Genomic DNA, 13,522 nt, shown 5'->3' on the forward strand with positions numbered 1-13,522 from the left:
TCTAGCCAGTCCGCCGCCGGTCCCGCCCGCCCCGGACGGAACGGGCCGGGGCGGGCGGCCCCGGTATCCTGGCCCGCAGCCGACCACGCGGAGGAGCCCCATGGCAGCCGACCCCCACGCCGCGGGAGATCCCGCGGCGGACCCGGACAGCGCGGAGAAGCCCTCGTCGCCGGCGCAGATCACGAGACCCTCCTGGGGCTACATCCTGCGCCGGACCGTCCACGAGTTCCGCCGCGACGAGTGCACGGACTCGGCGGCGGTGATGACGTTCTTCGCCGTGCTGTCCATCTTCCCGGGGCTGCTCACGGTGGTGTCGATGCTCGGCGTCGTCGGTCAGGCCGAGGCGACCACCAGGACCCTGCTGCGCCTGCTCGACGAGTTCGGGGTCCCGGAGGGGGCCGTGGCCGTGCTCGAGGGCCCGATCGGCGAGCTCACCGGCTTCCCGTCCGCGGGCCTGGCACTGGTCACCGGTCTGGTCGGCGCCCTGTGGACGGCCTCGGGCTACGTGCGGGCCTTCGGACGGTCCATGAACCGGATCTACGAGGTCGAGGAGGGCCGCCCCGTCTGGAAGCTCTACCCCCTGATGATCGCGGTGACGCTGTCCCTGGTGGTCCTGGTGGTGGGCATGATGCTGCTCCTGCTGCTCTCCGGGCCGGTCGCCGAGCGGCTCGGCGGGCTGATCGGCCTCGGCGAGGCGGCACTCCGGCTCTGGCAGGCCGCCCGGATCCCGGCCCTGCTGCTACTGCTCGTCTTCGTGATCGCCCTGCTCTACTACGCCACCCCGAACATCCGGCAGCCGAGGTTCCGGTGGCTCAGCATCGGCTCGGTGGTCGCCATCCTGGTCATGAGCGCTGCGACCACAGGGTTCAGCTTCTACGTGTCCAACGTCAACGACTACAACGCCACCTACGGTGCCATCGGCGGCGTGATCGTCCTGCTGCTGTGGATCTGGATCATGAACATCGTGCTGCTCGCGGGCGCCGAGCTCAACGCCGAGATCGAGCGCGGACGCCAGCTCCAGGCCGGGATCGAGGCCGAGGAGAACCTGCGGCTGCCGCCGCGGGACCTCCGGGGCGTGCGGCGGATGCAAGCGAAGGAGCAGGAGCTCGTCGAGGAGGGCCGCGCGCTGCGCCGTCGGCACGCCGGTCCCGACCCCACGGAGCACGCCCGCGCCGGGGACGGCACGGCACCGGCCTAGAGTGGTGCACGGCGCACCCGTTTTCGCACCCGCATCGACCCCGCACCCGCACCGAGGAGCACCGTGAGCGAGACCCAGCCCCTGGACAGGATCATGGCCCCCGACTGGGCGGAGGCCCTGGCCCCCGTGGAACCGCAGATCCGGCAGATGGGCCGGTTCCTGCGCGAGGAGCACGCCGACGGGCACCGCACGCTCCCGAAGGGCCCGGCGGTCCTGCGGGCGTTCCAGGAGCCGCTCGAGCAGGTCAGGGTGCTGGTCGTCGGGCAGGACCCCTACCCCACTCCCGGCCACGCCATGGGCCTGTCCTTCTCCGTGCAGCCCCACGTGCGTCCAGTACCCCGCTCCCTGCAGAACATCTACAAGGAGCTGCGGGACGACCTCGGCGTCGACCCGCCGGAGCACGGGGACCTCTCCGCGTGGTCCCGGCAGGGCGTGATGCTCCTGAACAGGGTCCTCACCGTGCGCGAGGGGGCCCCGGCCTCCCACCGGGGCAAGGGCTGGGAAGCGGTCACGGAGCGCGCCATCAAGGCCCTCGCCGGCCGCGGAACCCCGCTGGTGGCCATCCTGTGGGGCCGGGACGCGCGGAGCACTGCCGCGTGGCTGGACGGCTTCCCCACGGTCGAGTCCGCGCACCCGTCCCCGCTGTCCGCGTCCCGGGGCTTCTTCGGGTCCCGGCCGTTCTCCCGCACGAACCAGCTCCTCGAGCAGCAGGGCGCGGAGCCCGTCGACTGGCGGCTGTGACACCAGGAGGCCTCCGTTAGGGTGGGCGGCATGACGACGACCCCCGGGGCCCGGCCCGCCAGACCCCGCAAGCCGCAGCTGAACCTGACGGTGCGCTCCCGCGAGCTGCTGTCCCCGTCGATGGTCCGGGTGGTCCTGGGCATCGACGAGCCCGAGCGCTACGCGGACATCGTCCCGCCCGAGAAGTACGTGAAGCTCGTCTTCCTCCGGCCCGGCACGGGCGAAGCCGGCACCGCGCTCCCCGGGACTTCGATCCCCGGCACGGACGCTCCTGACGCCGAGACCACAGGCTCGTCGCGGCCGGGGGCGGAGCCCGGCCGGAACCCCGACTACTGGGAGCTCAAGGAGACCCTGCCGGGCGACCGGCAGCCCGTCACCCGCCACCTCACCATCCGCCGGTACGTGCCGGAGCGGCACGAGCTGTGGATGGACTTCGTGCTGCACGGCGACGACGGCTTCGCCGGCCCGTGGGCGGCCCGCGCCGAGCCCGGGGACCGCATCATCGCCCTCGGCCCCGGGGGCAGGTGGACGCCGGCCCCGGACGCCGCGTGGACCCTGATCGCCGCCGACGACGCCGCGATCCCCGCCGCCCTCGCCGTCCTGGAGACCCTCCCTGCCTCCGCGCAGGGAGAGGTGCTGCTGGAGGTGGACACGCCCTCCGACGTCCAGCCGGTGTCCGCCCCGGCCGGGATGGCGGTGCGCTGGGTGTTCCGGGCGGACATCGGTCCCGGAGAGGACGCTGCCCTGGTGCGGGCCGTGCGCGAGGCCGGGTGGCCCACCGACCCGGAAGGGGTCCAGGTCTTCGCCCACGGCGAGCGGGAGGTCATGAAGGCCCTGCGTGAGGAGCTGTTCACGCGCCGTCGGCTGGAGCGGGACCAGGTCTCGCTGTCCGGCTACTGGGCGAGGGGCCGCACCGAGGACGTGTTCCAGGCGGAGAAGAAGCTGCCGGTCGGCCAGATCCTCTGAGCCGGACCCGCGAGCGGTGATCCTTCGGACTGCGCGGCGCTGAGCTGCTCGTCCCGAGATCGGGCACCGGTTCTCGGACGCGCCCGGAAGCCGGGCCGTCCCTCCGCGTCTCACGGCCGCTCCTCCCCGCCCCAGGGCATGGCCCCGGCCCGGGCCACGGGCTCCGTCTCCGTCTCCGTCTCCGTCTCCGTCTCCGTCCTTATGGTGTCGGATCCGGTGGGGATCATGAGACATGACCACTACCGCCGGCCGGCCGCGGAGCCCGGAGGAGGTCCTCGGGGAGGACACGGCCGTTGCCGACCGTGAGTACGCCGGTGCTGTGACGGAGCTGGTCGAGGACGCCCGGGCGGAGGCACGGGCTGCGGGCCGGCAGCTGCGGGTGATCCACCGGATGTGGCAGCTGCAGGAGCAGGCGCACGATCGGCGACGGGCGGCCCGGGCACGCTGGTCGAACGAGCGAGCCCGCAGTCGTGGGCAGCACGTCCCGGAACCGGAGAAGCGCACGGTGCTGGACGTGGCCGACGAGATCGGCCCGGCGCTGCGGCTGCCGGCGGGTACGGCGGTGCGCCGTGTGGAGAACGCGGTCCTGCTCGCCGAGAGCCTGCCCCGGGTCCTGCAGGCCCTCGAGTCCGGGGCGATCGCCCCGCGCCAGACCGAGGTGATCGTGGACCTGTGGCGGGACCTGGTGGGTGTGACCGGTCGGCCGCCCGAGCAGCGGCCGCTCGGCGAGGCCGTGTCCCGTGTCGTGGACGAGCTGCTGGAGAAGGCCCCGACGGCCACCGCGTCGCAGCTCCGGGCGCTGGCCCGGAGGTGGCGGGCCTGGCTGCTGGCCGGGTCCCAGGAGGACCGTCACCGGCTGGCCCGCCGGGGGCGCAGGGTGTGGATAGAACCCGAGGAGGACGGCATGGCGCGGCTGTGCGCGCTCCTGGACGCGGCCACCGCCCACGCGGTCCACGCCCGTCTCGCGTCCATCGCCGCCCGTGTGGATCCGCACAGCCCGTCGTCGGACTTGGCCGGGTCCGCGTGTGGCGGCCAGGGCGTCGCTGAGGGCCGGGGCCCGGACGACGACCGGAGCTGCTGGGAGGACGGGCCGCGCACGGCAGGGCAGCTGCGCGCGGACGTGCTCGCCGCACTGCTGCTGGACGGCGAGCCCGCCTGCATGCCGGAGCACCTGCGCGGGATCCGCGGGCAGGTCACGGTCACCGTTCCCGTGCTTTCGCTGCTGGAGCACAGCGCACAGACTCCCGACCGCGGATCCCCCGGCCGGTCGCCCGACGGAGACGGGCTTCCCGGAGGATCACCCGACGGAGGCGCGCTCCCCGGCAGATCACCCGGCGGACACGCGGTCCCCGGTGAATCATCCAACGGAGACGGGCTCCCCGGCCGATCATGCAGCGCCGGCGGAGCCACCGGCCGCGGCGGGCCTGCTGGGAGCCCGGGCTGCGCGGAGCTGGCCGGCTACGGGCCGATCCCGGTGAGCGTGGCCGAGCGGATCGCCGCCGGCGCCGGGTCCTGGTCGAGGGTTCTGACACATCCGGTCACCGGCACCGTCCTGGACCACGACCGCACCACGTACGCCGTGCCGGCCGATCTCAAGCGCCGGCTGCGAGCGAGGGACGGCACCTGCCGGTTCCCCGGATGCCGGCGCCGTGCCGAGCGCTGCGACCTCGACCACACCGTGGCCTGGGTCGAGGGCGGGCCGACCGCCGCGGACAACCTCGCCCATCTGTGCCGTCACCACCACGTCCTCAAGCACCGGGACGGCCCGCTCGGGCGCTGGCGGGTCCGGCACCGCCGCCGGGAGTCCCCGGAGGGCGTCCTGGAATGGACCTCACCGGCAGGACGCGTCCACGTGACCTACCCCCAGCAGCACCACCACCCCGTGCTCTCGCCGCTGCGGATCGCCGACGACCTGCCCGTCGACGGCGGCCCCCCGGCAGAGCAGGCACCGGACGAGCCGTCACCGGCTGCGGTCCTGTGGACACCCCGCAGGACCGTGCCCTCCGGCGCCCGGCCTCACCAGGTCCGCCCCCACGGGGTCCGGCAGGACGACGACCCGCCCCCGTTCTGAGCCGCTCCGAGGATCCAGCCCGGTGCTGCCCCGGGCCCACAGCCCACGGCGGTGCCGGCCCGGCCCACAGCGCCCTACGGTGCTGACACTGGTCAGCGTGTCAGCGGCGCCGGTTGCGCCGGGAACTGGTGCCGTTGAGGTGCCCCACGAAGGGCCGCATGAGGTACTTGCCGAGCACCACTCCGGAGGCCAGGGCCACGATGGAGGCCATCGCGTTGACGAGCCCCACGATCCCGGGGCCGTAGGTGTCCGTCTCCACGGTGATGGTGTACATGCCGCGGAAGATGGACAGCCCGGGCAACAGGAAGGTCATCGCGGGGATCGCCAGGACCAGCTGGGGAATCCGGTGCCGGGCCGCCAGCACGGTCGCCACGCACCCGCTGGTGATCGCCGCGAGCGCCGTGTCCAGGCGGGAGCCCAGGCCGGCGGCCATGCCGGTGTGGTAGACCACGAGACCGCCGAGGGCGGCGGCCACGGTCGAGAGCACGTGACGGGGCTTGGCCTGCATCGTGACCGCGATGAGCCCGGTGGCGATCAGCATGAACACGGAGTTGGTCAGCGGGCCCACCGGGTCGAAGGCGCTCTGCGAGACGTCGACCCGGGGCATGCCGGCGTAGCCGGCCACGGAGATGCCGCCGGCGATGCCGGCCACGATGCCGAGGAACGCCATGGACGTGGAGAGCAGCCGCCCGGCCGCCGTGACGGGGAACCCGTTGATCGCGTCCTGCATGGTGGAGACCATGCGGGTGGTGGGCAGGAGCAGGATGATCCCGCCCGCGATGACCCGTGCCGGGGACAGGTCGACACCGGCCCAGGACATCAGCAGGGCCATCGTGGTGAGGATCCCCGACTGGGCGGCCATGGTGAAGAACTCGGGGATCCGCCAGACGCCCAGCCGGTGCGCCACGACCTGGTTGACGACCGAGGACAGACCGGCCACGAGCGCACCCAGCACTCCCCCGCCGATGCCGACGGTGATGGTCATCGCCGCGGCGGCCGTGGCGGCCCGCACCATCCACCGCGGATAGGGCTTGGGCTTGGCGTTGATCGCCTCCAGGCGCCGCTCCGCCTCCCCGCGGGGCATCTCACCGCCCGTGATGTCCGCGACCAGCTGGTGCGTCTCGGCCAGCCCCGCGTAGTTGTCCGTCCAGGAGCGCACGACCCGCATGACCGTGTGGCTGTTGGTGTCCGGGTCGTTGAAGACGTCCTCGCGGGTCCGGGTGTCCCCGCCGTCCGGCTGGTCGTCGGCGATGTAGTTGATCGTCACGGCCTGGTTGGTGATGTCCACCTCGACGTTCTCGACCCCGTAGGTGGCGCACACGGCGATGATGGCGTTCTCGACGTCGAGGGCGTCCGCGCCGTAGTGGAACATGGTCTCCGCGAGCCGCAGCGCGAAGTTCAGGGTGCGCCGAGCCTGCCGGCTGGTGGACTCCCCGAACCGGCGCAGATTGGCGAAGGGCGAGGCGTTGAGCCGTTCCACCACGCGCATGGGGGCGGTCGGGGCGGCCTCCCCCTGCAGGATGGAGCGCAGCCGGGCGCGCCCGCCGGGCCGGGCCCCCTGCGCCCGGGTGGACGGGTAGGCGCCCCGCTGCATCCGGTCGGAGCTCTTGCCGGGAGCCGGGAGCGGTCCGATCGTCGTCGTCTCCGGGCGGGAGACGGGGACCGTGTCGGTGCCGGTGCGGCGCCGCCGGCGCGCCGACGCCGGCAGGGGCACGGTCTCGGCGGCGGAGAGCAGCTCGCGGCGCTTCTCCGGCTCGGGGGTGTCCCCGTGCCGGCGGATCAGGCTCATGCTGAGCACGGGCAGCGCCTGCGGGGCGTCGGGCACGATGTCGAGCACGGTGGTCCCGGCGCGGCGCCGGGCGTGCTGGGCCTGGTCCTCGGTGGGGCGCACCGTGGGCAGGCCCGCGCCGTGCCGGGCGACCGGGCGGGCGGCGCCCGTGAGCGTCGTGTCCCCGCCGGGGCCGAAGGGCTCGACGACGTGGAGGTCGGGCTCCTCGGCCCCGTCCGACGAGGGGTAGGCGGCGAACGGGCGCAGGGGGGCGCGCTGGTCGGTCACCACGCGGCGTTCCTCCTTCCGGGGCGCGGGGGCGGGGGCCCGGCGGGCGGTCGGGGTCGGGGTCGGATCAGTAGAAGGGCTGGCCCGTGCGGCGGACCCACAGCTGGCGCTGGACCTTCTCGGCCACATTGGTCCACACCGCGTACTTGGCGGGGCTCAGGACCTGGTCGTGGACGCCCACGAAGTCGACCACGGTCTTGGTGAAGCTCGTCTTGAACAGACCCAGACCGTAGTAGGGGTGCTCCTTGTTCTTGAGCTGGTCGCTCGGCGGGGTGCCGCAGAAGTCGTACTCGACGATCCCGTGCTCCCGCATGAGGTCCGTGATCGCGGTCCACTGCAGCAGGTGGGAGTCACCGTACTGGCGGCGCCGGGGCTTCGAGCCGCCGTCCTTGTAGGTGCCCTTGGTGCCGTAGGCGATGACGTAGGCGCCCACCGAGGGCTCGCCGTCCTCGTAGGTGAAGTACAGCCGCCCCTGGCCGGCCTGCTCGAACGCCGTCCAGAACTTCGCGTAGTACTCGTAGGAGCGCAGGTTCACGTTCGCGTCCCCCTGCCCCACGGTGTCCATGAGCGCGTACATCCGGCGCATGTTCTGCTCGGTCAGCTCGACGCGTTCGACGGTGCAGCCCTCGCGCAGGGCCCGCCGGACGGCGTTGCGCCCGCGGGAGTGCAGCGACTTCAGCACGGCCTCCTCGTCCCGGTCGGTGTCGAGGACCGCCGTGGAGTCGTTGGGCTGGATGTTGAAGGACTTCTTCAGCCCGGCCCGCGCGAGCACGCCGCGGGCGTAGTCGGAGTCCAGGACGTCCGGCTCGATCTTGATCGCGAAGACGTTCAGCCGCTGCTCGGCCACGAGCCGGGCACTGGCCGCGGCGATCCCGGGGATGTCGTCGACGGAGGCGACGTCCGGGCCCTTGATCATGTACCAGAGCTTGCCGAGGGCGGGCACCGCCTTCTCGAGGACGAGGTTGTAGGACGCCTGTCCGCCGTCGGCGGGCTCGTGCACGAGGTGCAGGGGCCGCCAGCCGTGGTCCGCCTTGACGTCCGCGAAGGACGCCGACTGCAGCAGGTTGCCGCCGTGCGGGTTCGCCGTGACCTGGGTGTCCCAGGCCTCGATCTCCTGGGCGGTGGCGAAGCGTGCGGTGAACTCTCGCAAGGCTCTCTCAATCGTCGGGGTCGTCGGGGCCGGCCGGCCGGGGGTGGCCGGCGGGCCGGTGCGCCGGCGGGGGCCGGCCCCGGTCAGTCTAACCGCGCGGGCCTGAGGGGCCTCTGAGCTGTGCCGCTCGGGCGCCGCGCCGCCGTTCCCGTCCCCGCGGCGGGCCCGGGACGGGGCCGGGGCGGCACCGGGTGCCGCGCTGTGTATTCTGTTCAGGCGGTTCGCACCGGCAGGTCCGCGGCGCGCACCGGCAGGTCCGCTCCGATCCCCGGCGCGGTCCGGACCAGGGAGGTGGCGGGAGCCGTGGGTGGACCGGGCGGGCGCTGGAGCATCGCCCGCGCCGCGGTCCTCGTGACCGGACTGACCGCCGTCTCCACCGTGCTGGGATTCGCCCGGGACGTCGTCGTCGGCGCCGTCTTCGGCGCGGGCGCCGAGCTCGACGCGTGGCTGGTGGCCCAAGGCGTGCTGAACGTCGTCCTCGGCCTGATCGCCTGGGCGATGGCGCGCTCCGTGACCCCCGTGACCTCGCGGGAGGCCGCCCGGGAGCGCGCCGACGGCACGGGGTGCCGCGGCCACCGCGGCTTCGAGGTCTCCCTCACCGTCACCGTGGTCCTCCTCGGCCTGGCCGCCGTGGTGACGGGGCTGCTCGCGGAACCGGTGACGGCCCTGCTCGCCCCCGGGTTCGACGACGCCCAGACCGCCACGGCCGCCTCGCTCACCCGGATCGTCCTCGTCGCGACGGTGCTCGTGGCCGGCACGGACCTGCTGGCCTCGCTCGTCCAGGCCCACGGCCGTTTCGCGTGGTCCTCCCTGCAGGGCGTCCCGTTCAACCTCGTCATGATCGCCGCGGCAGGTCTGTTCGGGCCCCGGTACGGCGTCTCGGCGCTCGCCGTGGGCTACGTGGTGGGCTCGGCGGCGCGGCTGCTGATGCAGGTGCCCCCCGTGCGGGCGCTCGGCTCCCGGCTCCGGCCCCGGTGGGACCTGCGGGACCCGGGCTTCCGGGAGATCGCCCGGCTCGTGCCGCCCATGCTGGTGGGCAACGCCGTGGTCAACATCAACACCCTCGTCGACCGGGCGGTGGGCTCCACCCTCGAGGACGGCACGATCACGGCGCTGACCTACGGCTGGCGCCTGGTCGACCTGCCGGAGACCCTCGTCATCGCGGCCCTGCTCGTCCCCCTGTACCCGGCCCTGGGCGCCTCCGCGGACGACCGGCCCGAGCTGCGCCGGCTCGTCGACCGCGGGCTGTCCGTGGTCGTCACCGTGCTCGCCCCGGTGTGCGCGGTGTTCGTGGTCGCGGCCGGACCCCTCGTCGCCACGGCCTTCGGGCACGGCGCGTTCGACGACGGGGACGTCGCGGCGACGGCCACCGCGGTCGCCTGGTACGCGCCGGCGCTGCTCGCGCTCGGCTTCCGCCAGGTGGTGGTCCGCGCGTCCTACGCCATCGGCGACTCCCGCGGGCCCGTGGTCGTGGCGGTGCTGGCGATGGTCGTCAACGTGGTCGGCGACGTCCTGCTGGCCCCGGTGCTGGGCCTCGCCGGCATCGCCGCGGCCACGACCGCGTCCCTGGTCGTGGCGGCGCTGCTCAACGCGTGGCTGCTGCACCGGCGGCACGCCGGGCTGGACGCCAGGGCGACGACGGCACTGGTGGCGCGGGCGCTCGTGCTGGCGGCCGTCGCCGGCGCCGCAGGGCTGGGTGCGCGGGAGGCGCTGGCGGAGCTGCCCTCGTTCGTGCTCGCGGCGCTCTGCGCCGCCGTGGTGGGCGGGACGTACCTGCTCGGGCTCGTCGTGCTGCGGGCTCCCGAGCGCCTGCTCGTGGGCGAGACGCTGCGGACGCTGCGCCGGAGGCGCTGACGCGGCGCCGCCCTACCCGGAGCGGGCGCCGTTCCTGAGCCGCCAGGTGGCCAGGTGCCACGTGGGTCCGGGATCGCGCAGGTCCCACACGCTGTGCTGGGCGCCGCGGCCCCAGCGGAGGGTGTCGGCGACGTCCGCGGCCAGACCGCCGCGGCGCTCCACGGAGGCCCGCCGCAGGTCCCCGGCGAGCCAGGCGTAGCGGACCCCGGGGCGGGCGTCCGGCAGCTCCGGCACGGGCGCGCCGAGCACCAGCCGGCCCCACGCGTCGGCCAGCCCGGGGCGGGCGGCCTCGGCCAGGGCCATCGAGCCGAAGAAGCGGCCGTTGAGGTCGATGAGCTGCGGGACGCCGTCGTCCCCGCTGAGGAACTGCAGCTCCACGAGGCCCCACCAGCCCAGGTCGCGCAGCAGCACCTCGGCGCGCGCCGCGAGCTCCTCGTCGACGGGCACCGTCTGCGCACGGGCCGAGACGCCGTTGGGCGTGGGCCACAGCCGGGAGGTGGTCTGCTGCACCCGGCCGCGCAGGCGGCCGTCGTGGTGGACCCCGATGAGGGCCCCGAGGGTGCCGCGCACGGGCACCTGCAGCACCGGCTCGGCACCGGCCTCGCGGATCCGCCGCACCTGTCCGGCGGCGGCGGGGCCGTCCGGGAAGAGCTTGGCCTCGATGCGGTGGGGCCGGGTCTGCCCGGGCGCCCAGTGCGCCCGGCACTTGACGACGAGCGGGCCGTCCCAGGCGGCGAGCGCCTCGTCCGTGGCCGCCAGCGTCCGGGGGGCGGCGAGGCCCGCCCGGGCCGCCCGGTCCGCGAGCCCGACCTTGTCGAGGGCCTCCGCGACCACGTCCGGGCCCGGGTGCGCCACCGCCGCCGGGAGGTGCTGGCGGTAGGCCGAGACCGCGGCCATCCAGTCGTCGCCGGCGCCGAAGACGACGTCGTAGGACCCCTCCGCGACCGCCCGGCGGACCCCGTCGATGAAGCGGGCGCCGTCCCCGCGCGGGCGGGGCACCTCGTGGCGGGCCGCGGCCGCCCGCGTGGCGCCGAGCATGCCCGGTCCGTCCGGGGTGCCGACGCCCACGTGCCAGCCCGCCCGTTCGAGGGCGCGCGCCGCCGCGAGGGCCCCCCGGTCCCGGCCCGTGCCCACGACGAGGGCCCGCCGCGGGGCCTGCGCGGCGCGCTCCGGCTCCCGGCGGCGGTGGTCGAGCGGTGGTCGATCGGCGGTCATCGGTCCTCCATCGGAGAGTGCGGGCATCCCCTCCACGGTAGTCGGAGCACGTGAGAGGTCGGTGCGGCGGGTCGGCACGCGCGACGGCGCCCGCTCACCGTGCGGTGGGCGGGCGCCGTGGCTGGACGGTGCGGCGGGGTCCTACTCGGCGTCGTGGTCCGTCTCGAGGATCTGCACGAGCGCGTCGAGCGCGTCGTCGGCGCCCGCGCCCTCGGCGCGGAGGACGACCTTGTCCCCCTGGCCGGCGCCGAGGGACATGAGGGACAGCACGCTCGAGGCGTCCATCGCCTCGTCCTCGGGCTCGCCCTCGGCGGCGATCGTGATGTCGAGGTCGTACTCCCCGGCGGCCTCGGCGAAGATCGCGGCGGGACGGGCGTGCAGGCCGACGGACGAGGCGATGGTGGCGGTGCGTTCTGCCATGGTGGTGCTCCTTCGGGTTGCGGGGCCCTGGGTGACGGGCCCCGGTGGTTGGGGTGGTGCGGAAACGGTGCGGTCGGTGGGTCAGAGGCCGAGCTCGGCGAGCACGCTGAGCTCGGTCCGCACGGCGGCGGCGGCCTCCTCCGCGCTGGGCTGCTCGATCGCGACCTCGGCGAGGGCCTGGGCGGTGGCGAGGTCGACGCTGCGCAGCACGGCGGCGACCGCGGCCAGTCCGCGGGGGCTCATGGACAGGGTGTGCACCCCGAGGCCCACGAGCACCACGGCGAGCGCGGGGTCGGCCGCGGCCTCGCCGCAGACGCCCACGTTGCGCGGACCGGCGCCCTCGGACTCGGCCCGGCGGGCGCCCTCCACGGTGTACCGGATCATCCGCAGCACGGCGGGCTGCCACGGGTTGTTGAGCTCCGCGAGGGAGCCCATCATCCGGTCGGCGGCCATCGTGTACTGGGTCAGGTCGTTGGTGCCCAGGGACACGAACTTGACGTGGCGCAGGATCTGGTCGGCGGTGACGGCCGCGGACGGCGTCTCGACCATGACCCCGGGCACCCGCAGGCCTGCGGCGGTCGCCATCACGGCGAAGTCCCGGGCCTCGGAGGGCGTGGCGATCATCGGCGCCATGACCCACACGTCCGCGTCCGTGGCCTTCTCCGCCAGCGCGATCGCCTCGAGCTGCCGGGCGAGCACGCCCGGCACGGAGCGGTCCGTGCGGTAGCCCCGGACCCCGAGCGCGGGGTTCGGCTCGGCGGTGTCGGTGAGGAAGGGCAGCGGCTTGTCCGCCCCGGCGTCGAGCGTGCGGACCACGACCTTCTTGCCGGCGAAGGACTCGAGGATCGCGGTGTACTGCTCCACCTGCTCCTCGACCGAGGGCTCCTTGTCCCGGCCCAGGAAGCAGAACTCGGTGCGCAGCAGCCCCACGCCCTGGGCCCCGGCCGCGGCCGCCGTGCGGGCGTCCTCGGGGGTGCCCACGTTGGCCAGCAGCGGGATCTCGGTGCCGTCCGAGAGCACGCCGCGGCCGTCGAAGGCCTCGCGCGCCGCGGCGCTGCGCACCCAGGCCTCCACGAGCTCCTGCTCGTCCGCGCCGGGCTCGGTGCGGATCTCACCGGTGGCGCCGTCCACGAACACGCGGGTGCCGTCGGCGAGCGCCTCGACGCCCCGGGCCGCCACGACCGCGGGGAGCCCGAGGTTGCGGGCCAGGATGGCCGTGTGGGACTGCGGGCCGCCGCCGGAGGTGACGAGGGCCAGGACCATCTCTGGGTCCAGGGTCGCCGTGTCGGCGGGCGCGAGGTCCTCGGCGGTCAGCACGAACGGGACGTCCCGCTGCGGCACGCCCGGCATGGGCAGCCCCTGGAGCTGGGACACGAGCCGCGCCCGGACGTCCTCGATGTCCGCGGCGCGCTCGGCCATGTACCCGCCCAGGGCGCGCATCTGGTCCGCGTAGTCGCTCGCGGCCTCCCACAGGGCGCGCTCGGGGGCGAGCCCCTTGCCGTTGACGAGCTTCGCGGCGTTCTTCAGCAGTGCCTTGTCCCCCGCCATGAGCGCGGTGGACTTGAGCACGTCCGCGGCGTCCTTCTCGGTCGCCACCTCGGCGCGGCGCTTGAGCTCGGCCTTGACCGCGGCGGCGGCCGTGTGCAGCCGGGCCACCGCCGCCTCGGGCTCCTCGTCCCGCAGCATCAGCCCCGCGGCCGGCTCGGAGACCGGCTCCGGCATGCTCACGAGCTCGCCGATGACGCGGCCCGCGCACACCCCCACGCCTGTCAGTGTCTGCATCGTGTTCCTCTTCCTCGAGAAGGCTCGGATCGGTGCGCACGGGCCCCGGTCGGGGCCCGTGCGCACCGC

The 13,522-nt window shown here is 74.8% G+C and carries 10 protein-coding genes; 5 read left to right on the plus strand and 5 right to left on the minus strand.

Going from position 1 to position 13,522, the window contains the following annotated elements:
* Window positions 1-100: 100 nt before the first annotated feature.
* From EQG70_RS13740 to EQG70_RS13755, 4 genes are all read left to right on the plus strand, one after another.
* Window positions 101-1,198, plus strand: a complete 1,098-nt coding sequence (locus EQG70_RS13740) for a YihY/virulence factor BrkB family protein (RefSeq protein ID WP_109268840.1) — start codon at window positions 101-103, stop codon at window positions 1,196-1,198.
* Window positions 1,199-1,261: 63 nt separating this feature from the next.
* On the plus strand, window positions 1,262-1,939 hold the full coding sequence (locus EQG70_RS13745; protein ID WP_109243239.1) for a uracil-DNA glycosylase: 678 nt from the start codon (window positions 1,262-1,264) through the stop codon (window positions 1,937-1,939).
* Between the two features lie 30 nt (window positions 1,940-1,969).
* Window positions 1,970-2,905, plus strand: a complete 936-nt coding sequence (locus EQG70_RS13750) for a siderophore-interacting protein (RefSeq protein WP_109243330.1) — start codon at window positions 1,970-1,972, stop codon at window positions 2,903-2,905.
* A gap of 232 nt (window positions 2,906-3,137) precedes the next feature.
* Entirely contained in the window at window positions 3,138-4,976 is a 1,839-nt protein-coding gene (locus tag EQG70_RS13755; RefSeq protein ID WP_109268841.1) for an HNH endonuclease signature motif containing protein, read from the plus strand.
* A gap of 100 nt (window positions 4,977-5,076) precedes the next feature.
* Here EQG70_RS13755 and EQG70_RS13760 read toward each other — a convergent pair whose 3' ends face one another.
* Together EQG70_RS13760 and EQG70_RS13765 are read right to left on the minus strand one after the other, a co-directional pair.
* Complete coding sequence (locus EQG70_RS13760) at window positions 5,077-7,035, minus strand: threonine/serine exporter family protein (RefSeq protein WP_109268842.1); 1,959 nt, start codon at window positions 7,033-7,035, stop codon at window positions 5,077-5,079.
* 64 nt (window positions 7,036-7,099) lie between these two features.
* Window positions 7,100-8,182 carry a lipid II:glycine glycyltransferase FemX gene (locus EQG70_RS13765; RefSeq protein ID WP_017832760.1) on the minus strand — a complete coding sequence of 361 codons (1,083 nt, stop codon included), beginning with the start codon at window positions 8,180-8,182 and terminating at the stop codon, window positions 7,100-7,102.
* 303 nt (window positions 8,183-8,485) lie between these two features.
* On the opposite strand from EQG70_RS13765, the gene murJ reads away from it, so the two are divergent.
* Window positions 8,486-10,036 (plus strand): murein biosynthesis integral membrane protein MurJ, encoded by a 1,551-nt coding sequence (gene murJ / locus EQG70_RS13770; RefSeq protein WP_035926867.1) that lies wholly within the window; start codon window positions 8,486-8,488, stop codon window positions 10,034-10,036.
* A 12-nt stretch (window positions 10,037-10,048) separates the two neighbouring features.
* Here the strand turns inward: murJ and EQG70_RS13775 are convergent, their stop codons facing one another.
* The 3 genes from EQG70_RS13775 to ptsP form a co-directional block, all read right to left on the minus strand.
* Window positions 10,049-11,251 (minus strand): ATP-grasp domain-containing protein, encoded by a 1,203-nt coding sequence (locus tag EQG70_RS13775; RefSeq protein ID WP_109268843.1) that lies wholly within the window; start codon window positions 11,249-11,251, stop codon window positions 10,049-10,051.
* A 141-nt stretch (window positions 11,252-11,392) separates the two neighbouring features.
* Window positions 11,393-11,671, minus strand: coding sequence for an HPr family phosphocarrier protein (locus EQG70_RS13780; RefSeq protein ID WP_017832764.1), 279 nt, complete (start codon window positions 11,669-11,671; stop codon window positions 11,393-11,395).
* An 81-nt stretch (window positions 11,672-11,752) separates the two neighbouring features.
* Window positions 11,753-13,453, minus strand: a complete 1,701-nt coding sequence (gene ptsP / locus EQG70_RS13785) for a phosphoenolpyruvate--protein phosphotransferase (protein ID WP_031282639.1) — start codon at window positions 13,451-13,453, stop codon at window positions 11,753-11,755.
* Window positions 13,454-13,522 lie beyond the last annotated feature (69 nt).

This window comes from Kocuria rosea, assembly GCF_006094695.1.
GTDB classification, from domain to species: Bacteria; Actinomycetota; Actinomycetes; order Actinomycetales; family Micrococcaceae; genus Kocuria; species Kocuria rosea.

Coding starts and splice junctions, on each gene's coding strand:
- ptsP (WP_031282639.1), bottom strand. CDS start 13,453: ATGCAGACACTGACAGGCGTGGGGGTGTGCGCGGGCCGCGTCATCGGC.
- EQG70_RS13780 (WP_017832764.1), bottom strand. CDS start 11,671: ATGGCAGAACGCACCGCCACCATCGCCTCGTCCGTCGGCCTGCACGCC.
- EQG70_RS13740 (WP_109268840.1), top strand. CDS start 101: ATGGCAGCCGACCCCCACGCCGCGGGAGATCCCGCGGCGGACCCGGAC.
- EQG70_RS13775 (WP_109268843.1), bottom strand. CDS start 11,251: ATGACCGCCGATCGACCACCGCTCGACCACCGCCGCCGGGAGCCGGAG.
- EQG70_RS13750 (WP_109243330.1), top strand. CDS start 1,970: ATGACGACGACCCCCGGGGCCCGGCCCGCCAGACCCCGCAAGCCGCAG.
- EQG70_RS13755 (WP_109268841.1), top strand. CDS start 3,138: ATGACCACTACCGCCGGCCGGCCGCGGAGCCCGGAGGAGGTCCTCGGG.